The organism is Paenibacillus sp. FSL H3-0310 (genome assembly GCF_038002785.1).
Lineage (GTDB): Bacteria > Bacillota > Bacilli > Paenibacillales > Paenibacillaceae > Paenibacillus_AQ > Paenibacillus_AQ odorifer.
On record NZ_JBBODC010000002.1, the window covers coordinates 1,477,516 to 1,491,881 of the forward strand.

The 14,366-nt window shown below is 46.5% G+C and carries 16 protein-coding genes; all 16 read left to right on the forward strand.

Annotation, left to right across the window (positions count from 1 at the left end; all coding sequences use genetic code 11):
- Nucleotides 1-27: 27 nt before the first annotated feature.
- On the forward strand, nt 28-516 hold the full coding sequence (gene atpF, locus MHH63_RS25970; protein WP_076123930.1) for a F0F1 ATP synthase subunit B: 489 nt from the start codon (nt 28-30) through the stop codon (nt 514-516).
- Nucleotides 513-1,064: a F0F1 ATP synthase subunit delta gene (locus tag MHH63_RS25975; RefSeq protein ID WP_076123928.1), complete on the forward strand. Its 552-nt coding sequence runs from the start codon at nt 513-515 to the stop codon at nt 1,062-1,064. Before atpF ends, MHH63_RS25975 begins: the two co-directional genes overlap by 4 nt.
- A gap of 11 nt (nt 1,065-1,075) precedes the next feature.
- A complete protein-coding gene (gene atpA / locus MHH63_RS25980) occupies nt 1,076-2,587 on the forward strand; it encodes a F0F1 ATP synthase subunit alpha (protein WP_036681566.1) in 1,512 nt (503 codons plus the stop codon).
- 150 nt (nt 2,588-2,737) lie between these two features.
- The gene (gene atpG / locus MHH63_RS25985; protein WP_036681564.1) at nt 2,738-3,607 is read left to right on the forward strand and encodes an ATP synthase F1 subunit gamma; all 870 of its coding nucleotides are present in this window, start codon (nt 2,738-2,740) and stop codon (nt 3,605-3,607) included.
- A gap of 238 nt (nt 3,608-3,845) precedes the next feature.
- On the forward strand, nt 3,846-5,246 hold the full coding sequence (gene atpD / locus MHH63_RS25990; protein WP_036681562.1) for a F0F1 ATP synthase subunit beta: 1,401 nt from the start codon (nt 3,846-3,848) through the stop codon (nt 5,244-5,246).
- Nucleotides 5,247-5,348: 102 nt separating this feature from the next.
- Nucleotides 5,349-5,765 (forward strand): F0F1 ATP synthase subunit epsilon, encoded by a 417-nt coding sequence (locus MHH63_RS25995; protein WP_036681559.1) that lies wholly within the window; start codon nt 5,349-5,351, stop codon nt 5,763-5,765.
- 195 nt (nt 5,766-5,960) lie between these two features.
- Nucleotides 5,961-6,218 (forward strand): DUF1146 family protein, encoded by a 258-nt coding sequence (locus tag MHH63_RS26000; protein WP_036681556.1) that lies wholly within the window; start codon nt 5,961-5,963, stop codon nt 6,216-6,218.
- A gap of 199 nt (nt 6,219-6,417) precedes the next feature.
- Nucleotides 6,418-7,794, forward strand: coding sequence for a UDP-N-acetylglucosamine 1-carboxyvinyltransferase (gene murA, locus MHH63_RS26005; protein WP_076123926.1), 1,377 nt, complete (start codon nt 6,418-6,420; stop codon nt 7,792-7,794).
- A gap of 216 nt (nt 7,795-8,010) precedes the next feature.
- A complete protein-coding gene (gene spoIID / locus MHH63_RS26010; RefSeq protein ID WP_341172239.1) occupies nt 8,011-9,153 on the forward strand; it encodes a stage II sporulation protein D in 1,143 nt (380 codons plus the stop codon).
- Nucleotides 9,154-9,214: 61 nt separating this feature from the next.
- The gene (locus tag MHH63_RS26015; RefSeq protein ID WP_312151113.1) at nt 9,215-9,958 is read left to right on the forward strand and encodes a M23 family metallopeptidase; all 744 of its coding nucleotides are present in this window, start codon (nt 9,215-9,217) and stop codon (nt 9,956-9,958) included.
- 272 nt (nt 9,959-10,230) lie between these two features.
- Entirely contained in the window at nt 10,231-10,518 is a 288-nt protein-coding gene (gene spoIIID, locus MHH63_RS26020; RefSeq protein ID WP_036681548.1) for a sporulation transcriptional regulator SpoIIID, read from the forward strand.
- Between the two features lie 129 nt (nt 10,519-10,647).
- The gene (locus MHH63_RS26025; RefSeq protein WP_036681546.1) at nt 10,648-11,646 is read left to right on the forward strand and encodes a rod shape-determining protein; all 999 of its coding nucleotides are present in this window, start codon (nt 10,648-10,650) and stop codon (nt 11,644-11,646) included.
- 47 nt (nt 11,647-11,693) lie between these two features.
- On the forward strand, nt 11,694-12,572 hold the full coding sequence (locus tag MHH63_RS26030; protein ID WP_038573634.1) for a flagellar hook-basal body protein: 879 nt from the start codon (nt 11,694-11,696) through the stop codon (nt 12,570-12,572).
- 51 nt (nt 12,573-12,623) lie between these two features.
- The gene (locus tag MHH63_RS26035) at nt 12,624-13,445 is read left to right on the forward strand and encodes a flagellar hook-basal body protein (protein ID WP_076099680.1); all 822 of its coding nucleotides are present in this window, start codon (nt 12,624-12,626) and stop codon (nt 13,443-13,445) included.
- 10 nt (nt 13,446-13,455) lie between these two features.
- The gene (locus MHH63_RS26040; RefSeq protein WP_036681538.1) at nt 13,456-13,680 is read left to right on the forward strand and encodes a DNA-directed RNA polymerase subunit beta; all 225 of its coding nucleotides are present in this window, start codon (nt 13,456-13,458) and stop codon (nt 13,678-13,680) included.
- A 263-nt stretch (nt 13,681-13,943) separates the two neighbouring features.
- Nucleotides 13,944-14,366 carry a 3-hydroxyacyl-ACP dehydratase FabZ gene (gene fabZ / locus MHH63_RS26045; RefSeq protein ID WP_036681536.1) on the forward strand — a complete coding sequence of 141 codons (423 nt, stop codon included), beginning with the start codon at nt 13,944-13,946 and terminating at the stop codon, nt 14,364-14,366.

The following is a 14,366-nucleotide window of genomic DNA, read 5'->3' on the forward strand; positions in this document are numbered from 1 at the left end:
ACGCGGTAACGGAAGGGAGTGACCTCAGTGGATATTGTTTGGACAAACATAGTATTTTCAATTGTCGCCTTTGGGATTTTATATTTCTTGCTTAGCAAGTATGCGTTCAGCAAACTTTTTGCAGTTATGGAGAAACGCCGTGAGCTGGTAATGCAGCAAATGGACGAAGCTGCGAAGACTAGAGAACAAGCGGTCGCGTATGTGGAAGAGCAGAAGCAAGCGCTGAACAGTGCACGCCAGGAAGCTCAACAGATTATTCAACAATCGCAAATCACAAGCAATCTACAGGTAGAACAAACTTTGGCACAAGCCAAAGCAGATGCAGCACGTGTCAAAGAAGAGGCCGTGCGCGATATCGAGAACGAAAAGAACAAAGCAGTGGAAGAGTTGCGCAGCGAAATTGGAACGGCATCTGTTCGTATTGCTTCTAAACTTCTTAAGAAAGAAGTTAGTGCTAACGGCGAGCAGGAGCAACTTGTGAACCAATACCTCAAAGAGGTAGGAGGCCAATCATGAGCCGCGATACGGTAGTTGCCAAGCGCTACGCTAGAGCATTGTACAGTGCAGCGGTAGAGAAAGGGATTACCCTTGAAGTAGAAGAAGAGCTCAAGGCAGTGGTTGGATTATTACATTCCGACCAAGAGATAAAGCGGTTTATTCTTGCACCGCGCATCTCGGAGTCCGACAAGCTGAAAGTGCTGCGCACAGCGCTTCAAGATAAGCTCTCTCCCATCGTGATGAACATTGTAGAATTGTTAGTAGAGCGAGGCAGAACCGATATTTTTGCCGATCTGCTGGATACGTATATCAAGATTGAAGGAGACGCTCTTGGCATTGGTGATGCTAAGGTATACTCTGTTTATTCTTTAAGTGAAGAAGAAAAAGCAGCTGTAGCTGCAGAATTCGGCCAACTCGTAAACCGTAAAATCCGGATTACGAATGTGGTGGACCCAAGCCTGTTGGGAGGACTGAAAGTTTATATCGGCGATACGCTGTATGACGGCAGTCTGTCTAACAAATTGGAGCGTCTCGAGAAATCCTTTAATGATAAGCATAGAAGATAGGGGTGAGGATATTGGGCATCAGACCTGAAGAGATCAGCACTTTGATCAAAAGTCAAATTGAGGAATATAAAGCCGATATCGAAGTTGCCGAAGTCGGCACCGTCATTCAAGTCGGCGACGGTATCGCCCGTGTCTACGGTCTGGAAAACGCAATGGCTGGCGAATTGCTAGAGTTCTCCAACGGAGTAGTGGGCATGGCGCTCAATCTGGAAGAAAGCAACGTCGGTGTTGTTATTCTGGGTGAGTACAAGGAAATTCGTGAAGGCGATCAAGTAAAACGTACAGGACAAATTATGCAAGTTCCTGTTGGTGAAGCTCTGCTCGGTCGTGTAGTTAACGCACTTGGTATGCCGCTTGACGGCAAAGGCCCAATTGCTACAACTGAATTCCGTCCTGTAGAAAATAATGCACCAGGTGTTATCGATCGTAAATCGGTACATGAACCGATGCAAACAGGTCTTAAAGCCATTGATGCGATGGTACCAATCGGTCGTGGACAACGCGAACTTATCATTGGTGACCGTCAAACAGGTAAGACTGCAATCGCAATTGATGCGATTATCAACCAAAAAGGCAACGGCATGAAATGTATTTATGTTGCCATTGGTCAAAAGCAATCCACAGTAGCGCAGGTTGTAGAAACTCTTCGCCGTCATGGCGCTTTGGAATATACAATCGTTGTAACTGCATCGGCTTCCGAGCCGTCCCCATTGTTGTACATTGCTCCATACGCAGGTTGCGCAATGGGCGAATACTTCATGTACAAGGGCGAGCACGTACTGATCATTTACGATGACCTTTCGAAACAAGCTTCGGCTTATCGCGAATTGTCCTTGCTGCTTCGTCGTCCACCGGGTCGTGAAGCATTCCCGGGTGACGTATTCTACTTGCACTCCCGTCTTTTGGAGCGTGCAGCTAAGCTTAGTGATGAGCTTGGTGGTGGTTCATTAACCGCACTTCCATTTATCGAAACACAGGCATCTGACGTATCAGCTTACATTCCTACGAACGTAATCTCGATTACAGATGGTCAAATCTTCCTTGAATCCGATCTGTTCTACTCTGGTCAACGTCCGGCAATCAACGTCGGTATCTCCGTTTCCCGTGTAGGGGGCTCCGCTCAAATCAAAGCGATGAAGAAGGTAGCCGGCTCGCTCCGTCTGGATCTTGCCCAATATCGCGAACTTCAAGCCTTCTCACAGTTCGGCTCAGATCTTGATAAATCTACACTTGCCCGTCTGAATCGCGGGGCACGTATGATGGAAGTTCTGAAACAAGGTGTGAATCAGCCGTTGTCTGTTGAGCATCAAGTACTTAGCTTGTACACAGCTGTAAAAGGATATTTGGATGATATTCCAGTTAAAGACGTAAAACGTTTTGAAAAGGAATTCCTTGCTTACATGGATAGCAGTGCTGCTGATGTAGCTCAATCCATCAGGGATACAAAAGATTTGACAGCTGATAACGAAGCCGCTCTTAAAGCAGCGATTGATACCTTTAAAAGAGGTTTCGCTACTAGCTAATATAGATAGACTTTAACGGATTTTACTAAGTGAGCTTTGGCTCTGCCGAAGCTCAGGCTGTGCTTATGAAGTAGCTTTGACTCCGTCAAAGCTAAGATGATGCTTACGAAGTTAGCTTTGACTCCGTCAAAGCTCTAAGGTGGTGAAATCATGGCAAGAAGCATGCGTGATATTAAACGTCAAATTAAGAGTGTTCAAAACACAAGACAGATCACAAAAGCGATGGAAATGGTAGCCGCATCCAAGCTGAGAAAAGCTCAGGAGAAGGCAATTGCCGCCCGTCCTTATGCTGAGAAGCTAAAAGAGGTTGTATCGAGCATTGCGGCTGGCACAGAAGGTGTTCAACACCCTATGCTGGTTAGCCGCCCTGTGAAGAAGACTGGTTATCTAATCGTTACCTCTGATAGAGGGCTTGCAGGTGGTTACAACGCTAATATTTTGCGTAAGGTGACGATGCTCATCGCGGAGAAGCATAAGTCCAAAGATGAGTACGCATTGTTTGTTATTGGTCGTAAGGGCCGTGACTTTCTACGTCGCCGTGAATATCCGATTGTACAGGAAGTTACTGAGCTATCGGATGCGCCGAAGTTTGCTGACATCAAGTCTATCGCGAATTCGGCAGTACAGCAGTTTGTAGATGGTACGTATGATGAGTTGTATGTTTGTTACAATCAATTCGTCAATGCTATCACCCAGATCCCAACCGTTGAGCGACTGTTGCCTATGGATGGAGTAGGGAATCAAGAGCATCATGAAGCTTCTGCAAACTACGAATATGAACCTTCACCGGAAGGCGTGCTAGAAGTATTGCTTCCAAAGTACGCTGAAACTTTGATTTATAGCGCTATTCTGGATGGCAAGGCCAGTGAGCTGGGTGCGAAAATGACAGCTATGGGCAGTGCAACGAAGAACGCGTCGAAAATGATCGGAGAACTTACCCTTACGTACAACCGTGCCCGTCAGGCGGCAATTACGCAGGAAATTACCGAGATCGTGGCCGGAGCGAACGCGCAGTCTTAAAATACAAGAAAAGTTAAACTAAGTGCTTAACTTGTCTTGTGTTTTACGAGAAACAGTGTCGCTTGCTTAGGGTGCATAGCTCCTTAAGAACGGCACTGTAAGTTCTTCTTAAAATATAAGAAAGTATGGTTTTACACTATACAAAATGCTTATATTTCTACGAGAAACGGTTGTCATCTTTATATGACGACAACGTCGTTTCTTCTTGATGTAACAGCTTTCGAGGAGGGAAAAGAAGATGAACAAAGGACGCGTTGTAAGCATTATGGGTCCGGTTGTCGATATTGAATTTGAACGCGGCCAGTTGCCCGAGATTTTCAACGCTATCAAAATTGAAACCGTCTTGGACAATGGTCGTCAGCTTAACCTAACACTTGAGGTTTCCAATCACTTGGGAGACAATCTGGTACGTTGTATCGCGATGTCTTCTACTGATGGTCTGGTTCGTGGACTGGATGCAATCGATCAAGGAGGTCCAATTTCGGTTCCTGTAGGGGAAGCGACATTAGGCCGTGTATTTAACGTACTTGGTAATCCAATTGATAACGCTGGTGAAGTTCTTGCTGAGAAAAAGAACCCGATTCACCGTCTCGCACCAACATTTGACGAATTGTCAACACAAGCGGAAATCTTGGAAACAGGTATTAAAGTTATCGACTTGCTCGCACCTTATGCTAAGGGTGGTAAAGTCGGCCTCTTCGGCGGTGCCGGCGTAGGTAAAACAGTAACAATCCAAGAATTGATTAATAACATTGCCCAAGAGCACGGTGGTATTTCCGTATTCGCAGGTGTCGGTGAACGTACTCGTGAAGGTAATGACCTTTATCACGAAATGACGGATTCCGGCGTTATTAAGAAGACAGCAATGGTCTTCGGACAAATGAACGAGCCTCCAGGTGCACGTCTTCGTGTAGCTTTGACCGGTTTGACCATGGCGGAATATTTCCGTGATGTGGAAGGCCGCGATACGCTGCTCTTTATCGATAATATATTCCGCTTTACCCAAGCGGGTTCCGAAGTGTCCGCTCTTCTCGGCCGTATGCCATCTGCGGTTGGTTATCAGCCGACTCTGGCTACTGAAATGGGCCAGCTGCAAGAGCGTATCACATCGACTAAAAAAGGTTCAGTTACATCGATTCAAGCAATCTACGTACCGGCGGATGACTACACTGACCCTGCTCCGGCTACAGCGTTTGCTCACTTGGATGCAACAACTAACCTTGAGCGTAAAATTTCCGAGAAGGGGATTTTCCCAGCGGTTGACCCACTGGCTTCCAGCTCGCGTTTGCTCGCTCCAGAAATTGTTGGTGAAGAACATTACAACGTGGCACAAGGTGTTAAACAATTGCTGCAACGTTATACCGAGCTTCAAGATATCATTGCCATCTTGGGTATGGATGAATTGAGTGAGGATGATAAGGTTATCGTAGCTCGTGCTCGTAAAGTTGAACGCTTCCTGTCGCAGCCATTCCACGTGGCTGAACAGTTCACTGGCTTTAAGGGTAAATATGTACCAATCAAAGAAACTGTACGCAGCTTTAAGGAAATCCTGGATGGTAAGCATGATGATCTTCCAGAAGCAGCTTTCCTATTTGTAGGTACGATTGAAGAAGCAGTAGAAAAAGCGAAATCGATGTAACCTGAGCTTAGCTAATGCTTTCGATGCAAGCTTTACTTCGTAAAGCTTAGTGCATGCTTTCGAAGCGAGCTTTACAATGTAAAGCTTTAAGGAGGAATGGAAGTGAATACCTTTTTGTTGGAAATTGTCACGCCGGAGCATCTCGTTTACTCCAAGCAAGTGAATAGCTTGATTGTAAGAGGGGTCGAAGGCGAGTTGGGTATTTTGCCGGGACACATTCCGCTTGTGACTCCACTTCAGGTTGCTCCGTTATCCGTCAAATCGGACGGTGTTACGATCTCCATCGCTGTTCATGGCGGGTTCGTTGAAGTGCATAAGGACAAAGTAACCGTGCTGGCTGAAAGTGCCGAGCTGCCAACAGATATCGATGTTGAGCGCGCCGAAGCGGCTAGAGAACGGGCTCAACGCCGTCTCCAGACTCGGAGCAAACAAGATGATATCGATCACCGCCGTGCGGAATTGGCGCTGCAACGCGCTGTTACACGGATTAAAGTGTCCACTGGAAAAGGACAACAGTAGGATAAAAGCAGTCAAGCCTTAGGGTTTGACTGCTTTTTATTATAGTAATCTATTGAAAAAAGGTTAAAATTTCTTCATTATTTTGGATAATGGCGTTGAATTGTTTAAAAATTTGTAAAAGTACTGGATTCTTTTGCCCTTCACAAGTATGATATAAGAGTCGATTTCCGAGTAATACGAACACGGAGGGTTAGCATGGAGGATATATTGTCGGGTGGGTTGTCTAGCGCAGTTGGAACCAGCAGTATGGTCTCAATGATTGTATCTTTGCTCAGTGTTGTATTATCTTGGTGGGCATTGCAGAACCTTAAGCTCGATTTGGTCATAAGATATCCCAAGAGTCCTCAGGGAAGGCTGCTGCACTTGCTGTTGGCCATTGTACTTGGTCGTTTTGTAGCGGGGTTCTTCCTGGATTACCTGAGCTGGAGTGGGATGATCCGATATATGTTTTAAGGGGATGTAGTTTGGTTATAAGTGTCTTAGGTCGCAGTGGTCAAAAGGTGTCGAATAATAAGGTTTTATTATGTCAACACTGAACTTTAAGGAACATGCCCGAGTAAATGGGCGTATTGATGGAGTAGAGAACTTTTTTGCAATTACTTTAATCTAAAAAAATAATTTAAGAAATAATGGACGCGGAGGGAAACCGAAAATGAGCAAATTTATCGTCCGCGGTGGCAACAGATTGACCGGGAGCGTGAAAGTTAGCGGCGCAAAAAATTCCGTATTACCGATCATAGCCGCCTCTCTATTGGCAGAAGAAGGAGTAAGCGTCATTGTAGACGCACCTCCGCTTGATGATGTGATGACGATATCAAAAATGCTGGAATCTCTGGGTGCAGGGGTTACATATCAGAACGATATTATCCAGGTGGATGCTACAAATATCACATCCTGTGAAGCACCTTATGAATGGGTTCGAAAAATGCGGGCGTCTTTTTTAGTCATGGGCCCACTGTTATCTAGACTTGGTCAGACAAGAATTTCCCTGCCAGGCGGCTGTGCCATTGGTACACGACCGATTGATCAGCATTTGAAAGGGTTTGAAGCACTGGGTGCGGAGATTAGTCTCGGCCAGGGCTACATTGAAGCGAAAAGCAACGGACGCCTGCGCGGTGCCAAAGTGTATTTGGATGTAGCAAGCGTAGGTGCGACCGAAAATATAATGATGGCAGCTACATTAGCCGAAGGCGTGACCGTTATCGAGAATGCGGCTAAGGAGCCTGAGATTGTCGACCTGGCCAATTACTTGAATGGTATGGGCGCAATCGTACGCGGTGCGGGAACAGGCGTTATCCGTATTGAAGGGGTAGAACGTCTGCATGGGGTCAAACATCATGTAATCCCTGACCGTATCGAAGCAGGTACGTACATGGCGGCTGCAGCAATTACCGGGGGCGATGTATATGTGGAAGGCGCAATTGCTGATCACTTAGGTCCTGTTATTGCTAAGATGGAAGAAATGGGTGTAACCATTATTCCCGACGAGAACGGTATTCGTGTAATCAGTGACAAGCCTCTCAAAGCTGTTGATTTGAAGACTTTGCCGTATCCAGGTTTTCCTACGGATATGCAGTCGCAAATGATGGCATTATTGCTGCGTTCTGAAGGTACTAGTGTCGTTACAGAAACCGTATTTGAGAACCGGTTTATGCATGTGGATGAATTCCACAACATGAATGCTGAGATTAAGATCGAAGGTCGCTCGGCGATCGTTACAGGTAATGCACAATTGGTCGGAGCTAAGGTTTGTGCTACGGATCTGCGTGCGGGAGCTGCGCTTATTTTGGCAGGTCTGGTTGCTGAGGGCACTACTGAAGTAAGCGGAACTCATCATATTGACCGCGGGTATGTTCATTTGGCTGAGAAACTGTCCGGATTGGGTGCGGAAATTTGGCGCATCTCCATGGAAGATACTTCAGCGCAAACCGTGAAGGATGAAGTTCTTAAACCGGAAGTATCCAAGAGTGAATCGACTAAAAACGAAGAGGTTAAACCACGCTTTCAGGTTCAACCAACTTGGGTATAATATCAATCATTAGGAGAGACCAGGCTGCAGTTTGCAGCTTGGTCTTTTTTTATGGAATCCTCATTTGATGGGGATTTTTTTGTATGCAATTTAATAGCCTGTGGTCTAGTAATAGATTGAGGACAGGAACTCTCTTTCTCTCAAATTGTGTTCTAGCAGTTGCTGCAAATTCATATCTATAAGAATCACCAGTGATTCACGGAAGGAGCCATAGAGATGAAAGATTTCCGCTACTTGCGAAGAAACAAGACAACGCGCTGGCACTCGCGTCCCCTTGCTCCCCGGCGCAGGCGACTCATCCCCGTTGCCTGGCTCGCAGCGCCTTTCCTGGCGGCGCTGCTGATTCCGCTGGCGGTTGTCCCGCTACACCGGGGACAACCGGCGCCTGTGGCCGTGCCAGCAGTCACGGCCCCTCCGGCGGCGCCGGAGACGGCTGCGCAGGAAGCGCCGCAGCCGGACGTCTCTGTCTATTTGTCACACAGCGGACAAATAGAGACATTGCCGCTGGAGGACTACGTCCGCGGCGTGCTTGCGGCCGAGATGCCGGCCGACTTTGAGCTTGAAGCGCTCAAAGCGCAGGCCGTAGCTGCCCGCACCTTTATCATGCGCCGCCTGGTGGCTGGCGACAGAAGCGGCGTACCCGTTCCGGAGGCGGATGTAACCGATACGGTAAGCCATCAGGCTTACATATCTAAGGACACGCTGGAACGGCAATGGAAGCTCGGCGGAAGAAGCGCCGACCTCGCAAAGCTGCAGCGCGCGGTCCTTGAGACGCGCGGAGTGATCATGACTTATAAAGGGCAGCCGATAACGGCCTCCTTTTTCGCCTCCAGTGGAGGATATACTGAGAACTCAGAAGAGTATTGGAATGCAGCGATTCCCTATCTGCGCAGCGTGACGAGTCCTTGGGAGAAAGAGATTACCCCAAACTATGCAGTGACTAACACCTTTACTGTTGCTGAAATACTTACTAGATTGGGTCTGAACGATAAAGTCATTCCAGCCTCCAAAGAAACTACCAATTCAGGAACTACAACGAAGATTTCATCATCTTCGAGATTACCTATGGAAGTGTTGTCTCTTACCACTGGACATCGGATTAAAGAAATCTCAATTGGAGGCTCTATATTTACTGGACGTGAAGTGAGAGAGAAGCTGGGCCTACGATCCAGCCAATTCAGTTGGAGTCGTAAGGGGAATAAGATTTTAATCACGACCTTCGGAAATGGGCATGGAGTAGGGATGAGCCAGTGGGGGGCAAATGGGATGGCTAAAGAGGGTGGAACTGCTACCCAAATTCTCAAACACTATTATAGTGGTATCTCATTTACACAAATCTCAACTCTTCTGAAAAAATAACTTGAAAGATACGTATAAAAGAGAAAACCCCGGTAACACTGGTTACTGAGGTGATAACCATATGAATGAACAAGACAAAAACAAAACAAACCAAGATGAATCTCTCAAAAAAACTCAGGGAGATTTACCTGGTGCAAAACCTTCTTCATGGAACAGACTGGTATCTAAGCGTTGGGTATTCCCAGCAGTCTACACGGCGGCAGCGGCAATTATACTAACCTTGGTGTGGGTCTATCAGGATGCCGGCCAGAAGCCGCTCAACCAGGACACCGCCGCCACTTCGCAGCAAGTAGGAACTTCCGCTAACGAAGCTGGTACAACAACCGGAGGTCCAGATGCACTTGAAGTTGTTGCTTCAACGGAAAGTATGGCTTGGCCAGTAGCTAATCCAGGTGAAGTAGAAGTAGTTAAGCCGTATTATGATGAGAATGGTACAGAGGACAATCACGTTGCCGCTATGGTGCAATATAACGACAAATTTATTCCTAATGTCGGAATCGATATTGCCCGTGAAGACAACAATACGTTCGATGTTAAAGCAGCGCTCAGCGGTGAAGTGACCAGAGTGGAAGATGTTGCGGTATTAGGTAAAGTGATTGAAATTACCCATCAAGGTAATTTGAAGACTGTATACCAAAGTCTTGGTGAAACAAAAGTTAAACAAGGCGATGTAGTGAAGCAAGGAGATACTCTTGCCACAGCTGGTCGCAGTGAGATCGAAAAGGACCTTGGAAATCATGTACACTTTGAAGTGTACGAAGATGGCAAAGTAGTCAATCCATCGGATTTACTGCCACAGCGATAAAAATTTCTATAGCAGGGGGCGAAAGCCCCCTATTTTTTTGTGTATATAAGGATTTTTAAGGTTGTGTTTGTGATGAGCCTTTTGTTTACGCGGGAAACGGTTGTTGACCTAAAGGGAGAACGACGGCTTTTCATCATGCTAATAACACGGGTTATTAGGTTGTCCATTAAATAAAATGAGCCCTCCATAGCTTGTCATGTCTTGAAAGCGCGAATATATAAGCCCGCCCCTCATATAATGTACCAAACTATCCACAGTTGGGAGGCGGGAGCGTGCACGATTACATCAAGGAACGTACGATCAAAATCGGACGCTGCATCGTGGAAACCAGGCATACGGTCCGGACCATAGCCAAGGAATTTGGCGTTTCAAAGAGCACGGTGCATAAAGATTTAACTGAGCGTCTGCCAGAGATCAACCCTGATCTGGCCGATCAGGTGAAGCACATTCTCGAATATCACAAGTCCATCCGACATCTTCGGGGGGGAGAAGCCACAAAAATCAAATATAAAAAATCGACGGGGAAAAAACGTGAGGTTGCTGTAGCATCAAAGCCATGAGATTTTCGGAAATTTAAGGAAATATTCAGCTTTAATACATTGTGTACTTCCCCTAAAGTATGGTATTTTTAAATTTAGTACTAACTGCTGTTTTTTCAATTAAAATAACACTTTGGGGGCTCTTTCATTATGTTTAGCAAGGATATCGGAATCGACCTCGGCACGGCCAATGTGCTCATACATGTTAAGGGAAGGGGAGTCGTTCTGGATGAACCTTCCGTGGTCACACTTGAAAGTGATACGAAGAGAGTCCTTGCGGTGGGAGAACAGGCACGTCGCATGGTTGGACGTACACCTGGAAATATTATAACAATCCGTCCTCTCCGGGATGGTGTCATTGCAGATTTTGAAATCACAGAAATGATGCTCAAGTATTTTATCGACCGCGTTGGCGGCCGGTCCTGGTACGCACGGCCCCGTATTCTGATTTGCGCCCCTACAAATATTACATCTGTGGAACAGAAGTCCATACGGGAAGCGGCAGAGCGGAGCGGGGCTAAGGAAGTTTTTATGGAGGAAGAGCCAAAAGCCGCTGCAATCGGAGCGGGAATGGATATTTATCAGCCTAGTGGGAACATGGTCGTCGATATCGGTGGCGGAACGACGGATGTAGCCGTACTTTCTATGGGCGACGTCGTTACCGCTTCTTCGATTAAAGTCGCAGGAGACAAGTTCGATGAGGCCATTTTAAGATATATTAAACAAAAGTATAAGCTGTTAATCGGTGAACGTACGGCAGAGGATATTAAGGTTACAATTGGCACCGTGCGTCCAGGCCTGATGCAGGCTGAAATGGATATTCGTGGTCGTGATATGGTAAGTGGACTCCCTCAGACGCTCACTATTACTTCAGGCGAGGTAAAAGAAGCACTATGGGATCCGGTTTCTTCTATTGTGGCAGCTGCTAAGTCCGTTCTGGAACGTACACCGCCTGAGCTATCAGCAGATATTATTGACCGGGGTGTTGTTCTAACTGGTGGTGGCGCTTTACTTAATGGATTGGACGAGCTCCTCTCAGAAGAATTACATGTTCCGGTGTGGATAGCGGAAGACCCGATGCATTGTGTAGTTAAGGGAACCGGAATAATGCTAGATAATTTGGACAAGGTCGTTAAGAAAAAGTTCTAAGCAGCCGATATAAAAGGTAGCAAAAGATTCGGAAGGGGACTACCTTCATGATAAGAGGATTATATACAGCCGCTGCAGGTATGGTTACACAGCAGCGTAGACATGATACGGCAACACAGAACATCGCTAACTTGAATACAACGGGGTACAAGCAGGTTGACAGTGTCAATCATGCTTTTCCGGATGTACTGATCTCTGCTATGAGTAATGGCAATACAAAGCCAGTGGGGCGCCTTAACACTGGGGTTTTTGCAGAACAATCGATATCCCAATATTTACAGGGTGATTTAAGGGAGAGCGGCAAGACCATGGATTTTGCTTTATCTACGGATTTGCAAGTAGCTGATCCAGTGACAGGTCAAAATATCTCCTTTGATGGTTCAGGCAAATATGTAAGCCCTGAGGGTGAGGTTGTTTATCGTCCACAGGCCTTCTTTACTGTACAGGATGCTGAAGGGAATAATCTGTATACGCGAAATGGGAGCTTCTCAATAAACGCGGCTACAGGAGAGGTACTGAGCAGTGGTGGCTTCAAGGTTCTTGATTCCACAGGCAAGCCCCTTGTCTTGACAGGAAATCAGGACACCCTTAAAGTGGACGGGCAGGGTAATTTGCTTAATCCAGTAACAGGACTTCCGACAGGGACCAAGCTTGGTGTGAGTGTAGTAACAAAGCCACAGGAGCTTGTACGTGACGGTAATGGTGTATTTCACGCTGATGATGTAGAGGCGGCAGATATCCGTTTCTCTAACGGAACAGATAACATGCAAGTACGCCAAGGTTACCTGGAAAGCTCCAATGTAGATCCTACTCAGGTTACTGTGGATTTGAATGCCGCCTATCGGGCTTATGAAGCGAACCAGAAGATTGTTCAATATTATGATGGCAGCTTGCAGAAGGCTGTAAGTGAAGTTGGCAGGGTATAGGCAGTGCTTAGGAATGAGCTTTACAGGTAGAGCTTATAGGAGGTTTGATCTATGAACAACTCAACGATTAGTGCAGCAGTCTCCATGTCGAGCCTTCAGCAGCGGCTTGATATTATAGCGGATAATCTAGCCAACATGGATACCAATGGTTATAAGAGCAAGCAGGGCTCTTTTGAGGACGTGCTGACTCGTGTACAACAGCAATCAGATGATTATGACCAACCGGGCCGTTCTACACCCCTAGGCTTTAATATGGGTTTTGGGACTTATGTGCCTTCGATCTCAACGAATTGGGAAGAGGGACCCCTTAAAGAAACAGGGAGTCCGACCGACTTAGCCATTCAGGGCAACGGGCTTTTTGGTGTTCAGGTCAATGGTACTACAGCGTATACACGTCAGGGTGATTTTCACTTTATTCCTGACACGACTGATGCTAAAAAGATGGTATTGGTTGATAACACAGGAAACTCGGTTTTAAATACAGAGGGCAAACCTCTAACGGTTCCTGTAGGTGTGAATGCTGCTATCGATGAATCTGGTCGTGTGTTAACAAAAAAGACGGAGAATGGACCTGTTCAGGTAGCGGGTACTATAATGATAGTAGAACCTAAGACACAGAATGCCTTAAAGGCTGTCGACGGGAATTTCTATATGCTTGCAGATGGGGTTACAGCACAGCAGGCTTTTGTACAAAGAGCGGCAGGCGAGGCATCTGGAATTGGAGTGCGCTCAGGATGGCTGGAGCAGTCGAATGTCGATATGACCTCAGAAATGACAGAAATGATGCAGATTCAACGCACGTATCAACTCGTAGCTCGGGCACTTTCGTCCAGTGATCAGATGTTTGGTCTAGCCAATAACATGCGCGCGTAGAGGTGAAGGAATGGATCGACAGGAAAAAGTTAAATCGGAAGAGAAGAAAGAACCCTCTCCACGAGGGATCTCCAAATGGACCATGATACAATGGGTTCTTATTCCCTTGCTTCTCGTAGCTGCACTTGGAGGCGGCCTGGCCGTCGGTTACGTTGTCCTGGGTAAGAAAGAGTTAAGCGATGCTCTGCAGTGGAGTACGTGGAGACATGTATATGATTTGGTTTTTGCTCCATAAATGAAGATGATTTAACCACTCCCTTGTTATATAAGGGAGTTTTCTTTTTTATGCTGAAAAATGTATAATGGTGGGGGGCCTCGGGCAGCAAAAAGGGCCCTCTCCGCCATGCTGCCGCATCCGGTGGAGAAAGCCCCTTATCTCAACCTCCACTTCTGCAGTTGGTGAAGGATAAATATAGTTTTTACCGAACCTGCCTAATTTTATGCATTTCGGCAAAGAATAAAAGAAAATGTGCAACATCCGAAAGGAGTTTTGTCATAATGCTGGATATCAACCAAATTCAAGAAATCATCCCCCATCGGCCTCCATTTCTGCTGGTGGACAAAATTATCGAGATTGAAATGGGCAAAAAAGCTGTAGGAATCAAAAATGTAACGATCAATGAACCGTTCTTTGTAGGTCACTTTCCGGGCTATCCGGTAATGCCGGGTGTACTGATTACAGAAGCCCTTGCACAAGTGGGTGCGGTTGCTATCCTGGGAGTAGAAGCTAATCGCGGCCGAATCGGTTTTTTAGCTGGGCTGGACGGATTCCGTTTTCGTGGTCAAGTGGTACCGGGCGATACACTCACTCTTGAAGTAGAGATCACCCGCCTTAAGGGTAGCATCGGAAAAGGACAAGCTACTGCTTCCGTTGAAGGTAAGGTTGTAGCCTCTGGAGAAATTATGTTTGCTCTGAGCTAA